The organism is Ruminococcus sp. N15.MGS-57, assembly GCF_000980385.1.
GTDB lineage: Bacteria > Bacillota > Clostridia > Oscillospirales > Ruminococcaceae > Hominimerdicola > Hominimerdicola aceti.
Map to the genome: position 1 here is coordinate 1 of NZ_LARF01000069.1, position 4,823 is coordinate 4,823.

Genomic DNA, 4,823 nt, shown 5'->3' on the forward strand with positions numbered 1-4,823 from the left:
AGAATACAGACTTTAGGTCGGGAGTATTGCGTTTGTCTTATGATGAAAGCAATAAAAAATTTCAAGTAGGTTTTCAATATGAAACTTAAGAAGAAAATTGCGGCTATGGGTGCTGCTGTTATGATAATGGCTTCTATGAGTGCTATAGGTGCTAGTGCGTATCAAGCATCATATGAGGATAGTTATCGAATTATACTTGCATATACGTCTTATACTCCAAGCGAGACAGATTCAGTGGGAACGGTAACGAATCTTTCAACTACAAAAACAAATTACTCTGTACAGTCAACCCTTTATTACAAGACTTCTGCAGCAAAAATCGGTTCTTATACTCCTTCTGGATGGAAAAATGGTACGCTGTCCAAAGGTCAGCTTTTGAAAGCAACAACAACCCATAACCGTAATACTAGTTATAAGTATTCTGCCAGAACTCTAGTCATGAAAGATAATAGAGTTTTTAAGGATATTCAGTCTGATTACTAATATATAACCCTGAGGAGCTAAAGCTCCTGCGGCAAGCTTGCTTCGTCGCAGCCGATGAAAAGCTACGCTTACATCGGGCTTTGCTCCGAATTAAATATGCATTAAAGAAATTTTAATAAAAATCAATTGAACATTTTACAAAGGCAATGCATTATCTGAATAACATCAGATAATGCATTGCCTTAATGGGTTTGAAGGAGGAAAGAATGTACACGCTGAAAAATCTTAGAAATATGATGAAAAATCATACCGGTATGCTGGTTCTACTTGTGATTTCTATGTTTGTTTCATTCGGGGTTTTGTTTTTCGGTGTTGGATTGTACTATCAGTACAGCAAAAATATTGAGGACGGCGAAATTGACAGCTATGCTGTCGGTTTTTCCATAAATGACATTATTACAAAAAAAAATTTTTGTGAGTTTGTGAAGAATATGCCGAATAAGCTTATGGGTGATGTTTCATATATTACCTGTTTTTCGTCCACGCAGGTAAGCGGAATTGATGAGGAAATACCTGTCGCATTCTATCTTCAGTATTCTGAAGGAAAATTTGAATATTCCGATAACGTATTTCAGCCAATGATTGATGACCTTGTAATTAAGGACGGCAGTTTTTTCACGCAGGAGCAATATTCAAACGGAGAAAAAAAGGCTGTTGTAATGGGCAGCGGAAATGTAAATCAGCCGACTTCAGCACCCGAATATACAAATTCGGTTACAGCATTCGGTCAGAGCTATGATGTTATCGGCACAATAAACCCTGCTAACAGCAGCTATTTTTTTTACAGTATCTATGTTCCGTTCAGCTCAGTACCCGACGATACAATTATGAACGACGGGGTTTATCTTGCACTCAACAATAAAATCACTAAATCTGAATATGATGATTTTACCGCATATATCAGCGAATTTTTCAAAGATAAAATCACTCTTTATGAACCGGCATTCGACTTGGCATCAAACACTTCCTACTACATAACAGTTGTACTGATTTCGGTAATCATTGCCATTCTTTCGGCATTGAACATTTCCATTCTGTATAATTACATCATTATCAGCAGAACAAGACAACTGACCATTATGCGTATCTGCGGAGGGTTAACCTCAAATCTGAGCATATCAACCGCAAATGAGATTATTCTTATTATGCTTCCTGTAAGCATTATTTCAGCTTTGTGCTATGATAAATTTATTCTTACTGTACTTTCAGCTAAATTTCCGCTTATGAAAGCTGCATATAATCCATATGTTTACGCAGAAATAATTTTGATTTACTCTGCAATATCGTATCTTCTTAATCTGTTTTTGCTTCATCATAATCTCGGCAAAAAAATTAAGGAGGGATTGAAATGAGAATTAAGTTATACGGCAGGGTTATCGGTATCTTCCTGAAAAAGCACTCGTTTATCAATGTTTTAATAAGCCTCCAGCTGATTGCTGTTTTTGTTATCGGAATAATTATGACATCGATAATAGACGAAAAGGCTTCCTCATATGAGGCTGTCAAACCGCTGCTTAATGGCGAGGGATTGTATTGTGGTGGATATTTTTTGAAAGATAATGAAAATGGCGGACTTTTGGAAAACACAGATGAAATCAAAACTCAGCTGAAAGATGTTGATTTTATCTCGTCTGTAAACTTTGCGTCCCTGCAAACAGGCGTTGATACACAAACTAACGAGGTTAAGACCGCATATGCACTTGTATATGATGATTATTCTGCAAATCTTTTTCGCCCGACAATAGAAAAAGGTTCGTGGATAACTGATTCCAAGCAATCCGATGATATACCGCAGGCTGTAATTACCCGAAATTATCAAGGTTATAATGTTAATGATATTGCTGAATTTGAAACTGAAAATGGAACGTTGAAGGTCAGAATAATCGGTGTAATTGGTGATAATGAAAAATACCTTGGAGCAAACTCGGAATATGAATCAAATGAACCATCCTATCAGTTAATGCTTTCTACACATTTCAACTGTATGAATGACCAGCTTAAAAACAAAGGCTTTACAAACGAGGAGATTGCTTTGAAACTCGAATCTCTTGGGTATTCAGCGGACAGCATTGTATATAATGAACCTGTATTGTTTTTTACAGATAAGGAGTGGAATAAAACCGATTTGGATTCAGTAATGTCAGACTCCCTTTTTATAAAGTACAACCGGAATATTTCCGATGATGAAAAGCTTTACAACAGAAAATATATCAACGAGAATCTTTCTGTATTATCATTTGCGATACAGTTTTCTCAGTTGAACAACAACAGTCAGACCATTGTTTATAGAGAGTTGTACACATTGATGCCAATAATGTGTGCAATATACCTGCTTGTACTGATTGCGTCAGTGAGCGTTAATGCGATTAACTGCAAAAATAATATAAGAAACGAAGCCATACTGTATTTGGGTGGTGCAAAAAGAAAACAGTTGCTTACAATCAATGTAATTTACAATGGGCTGATTTGCATTGTGTCTTTGATAATTTCAATAGCAGGATCGTTGATTTTCTACAAGGCAGGATTGTTCAGCAAAACAGTAATTACATTGGGCTGGAAACCGATCACCATTTGCCTGATTGTGTGTGCTGTATATATCTTGGTATCCTGTATCATTTCCTGCATTATCCTCACACCAAAGGCTTTGAAAAAAGCAATAATATTATCGGAGGAATAGTAATGGTAAAACTTAATAACATAGTAAAAATATATAATTCAAAGAAAGCCAACGAATTCAAGGCTCTCCACGGTGTTTCGGCAGAAATTCGGGACGGTGAGCTTATTGCGATTATCGGAAAATCGGGTGCAGGAAAATCAACGCTTCTGCATATTTTAGCCTGCATTGACAACTATCAGGAGGGCGAATACTACATTGATGATGTGCTTGTGAAAGACCTTTCCGAAAGTCAGTATGCAAAAATCAGAAACGAGAAAATCGGGATGGTTATGCAGGATTTTGCACTGGTTGAGGATTTCACGGCACTGGAAAACGTGATGATACCGCTGAATTTTTCCAAAAAGAAAGTCAGTGACAAGAAAGAAAAAGCCCTTGCGGCACTGAAATCGGTAGGCATTGAGGAGCTTGCCAAAAAGCTATGCAGCAAACTTTCGGGCGGACAGAAGCAGCGTGTGGCAATTGCCAGAGCGATAGTCAATGAACCGTCAATGATTTTGGCGGACGAACCGACGGGAGCGCTGGACACAAAGACTTCCGCTGAGATTATGGAGCTTTTCAAGTCCCTGAACAAACAGGGCAGGACGGTTGTTATAGTTACCCACGACCCGAAGATTGCGGAGCAATGCGGCAGGGTTATTGAGATTAGTGACGGGAATATTGTTACAGCAAAATAAATTGTGGAGTGAAAACAATGAAAATTACCGATTATGTAGATCTGTTCTATCCGTCGGCGGAGGCTGAGGAGTATGCAAAAAAGCGGCAGAAAAAATATGAAAATTATCCGCAGGATTTTATGGTCAATCTTGAAACGGATAACATAGCAAAACTTATTGCACCTATGAATTTTGCTGTCGCAACATCTAAAATGAAAGAGTTTACAGATGACATTGAAACCCTTGATTACAGGCTGGATTGTCTTGAGGACTTTATGAATGTCCCCGAACTTAACGGCAGATTTCGACAGCTGATAAATGAACTCGCAGGAAACAGAATTGACTTTTCAGATGTTGATTGTGTCAACTCGTTTATGCAGATTAAGACCCATATGGACAGCCTTGAAGAATTTCTCGGCTGCATTGAAAACATCAACAGGTTCTTTGCAAAGTATAATCACGCAATTAAGTCGGTAGCGGTAAAAAGGCTTGCACAGTTTTTTGAAAAACTGCCAAAAAGCGAGAACATTTTCGAAATAGCATACAGCATTTCACAGCTGAAAGATACCTTTTCAAAAACCATACGGAGCGTAAAAATCGGTGTTAATTTTGATTCGGCTATGAATCCCGACAGTGCAGGACTGCTTGAAATCGGATATGACAAAATTTATCCCAAGGGAAATATTCTTGAAAAGCTTGTGTTCAAAAGTTTTGCAGGCAGAGAGCAGTTTATTGGCGAGGAGCATTTCAACTCGGCAACAAGGCACACTCCCATTGATATAGACACTGCCCTTTTCCGTGAACTGAGCAAATACACAAAGGAGTTCGCCCTGCGGATTGCCGCAGCACTTAAAAGCTATCGTTCCTCGGTTTTTTCAGACCTTTCGGAGCTGGAATCACAGCTTGACTTCTATGGCGGAGCGGCACAGTTTATATCAAGTGTTAGGGCAAGGGGAATGAAAATGTGCCGACCGAAATTTCTCCCCTCTGAGAAGCGTGTTACAAGGCTG

The 4,823-nt window shown here is 38.5% G+C and carries 5 protein-coding genes; all 5 read left to right on the forward strand.

Annotated elements, in window-relative coordinates; genetic code table 11:
* Positions 1-78 precede the first annotated feature (78 nt).
* Positions 79-483 (forward strand): hypothetical protein, encoded by a 405-nt coding sequence (locus tag WS40_RS10065; protein WP_046442033.1) that lies wholly within the window; start codon positions 79-81, stop codon positions 481-483.
* A gap of 446 nt (positions 484-929) precedes the next feature.
* Positions 930-1,835 (forward strand): hypothetical protein, encoded by a 906-nt coding sequence (locus tag WS40_RS10070; RefSeq protein ID WP_288177751.1) that lies wholly within the window; start codon positions 930-932, stop codon positions 1,833-1,835.
* Entirely contained in the window at positions 1,832-3,160 is a 1,329-nt protein-coding gene (locus WS40_RS10075) for an ABC transporter permease (RefSeq protein WP_046442035.1), read from the forward strand. Before WS40_RS10070 ends, WS40_RS10075 begins: the two co-directional genes overlap by 4 nt.
* A 2-nt stretch (positions 3,161-3,162) precedes the next feature.
* A complete protein-coding gene (locus WS40_RS10080) occupies positions 3,163-3,834 on the forward strand; it encodes an ABC transporter ATP-binding protein (protein ID WP_038670449.1) in 672 nt (223 codons plus the stop codon).
* Positions 3,835-3,851: 17 nt separating this feature from the next.
* Positions 3,852-4,823: hypothetical protein (locus tag WS40_RS10085; protein ID WP_046442038.1), on the forward strand; the 972-nt coding region annotated here is incomplete at its 3' end.

Coding starts and splice junctions, on each gene's coding strand:
- WS40_RS10065 (WP_046442033.1), top strand. CDS start 79: ATGAAACTTAAGAAGAAAATTGCGGCTATGGGTGCTGCTGTTATGATA.
- WS40_RS10070 (WP_288177751.1), top strand. CDS start 930: ATGGGTGATGTTTCATATATTACCTGTTTTTCGTCCACGCAGGTAAGC.
- WS40_RS10075 (WP_046442035.1), top strand. CDS start 1,832: ATGAGAATTAAGTTATACGGCAGGGTTATCGGTATCTTCCTGAAAAAG.
- WS40_RS10080 (WP_038670449.1), top strand. CDS start 3,163: ATGGTAAAACTTAATAACATAGTAAAAATATATAATTCAAAGAAAGCC.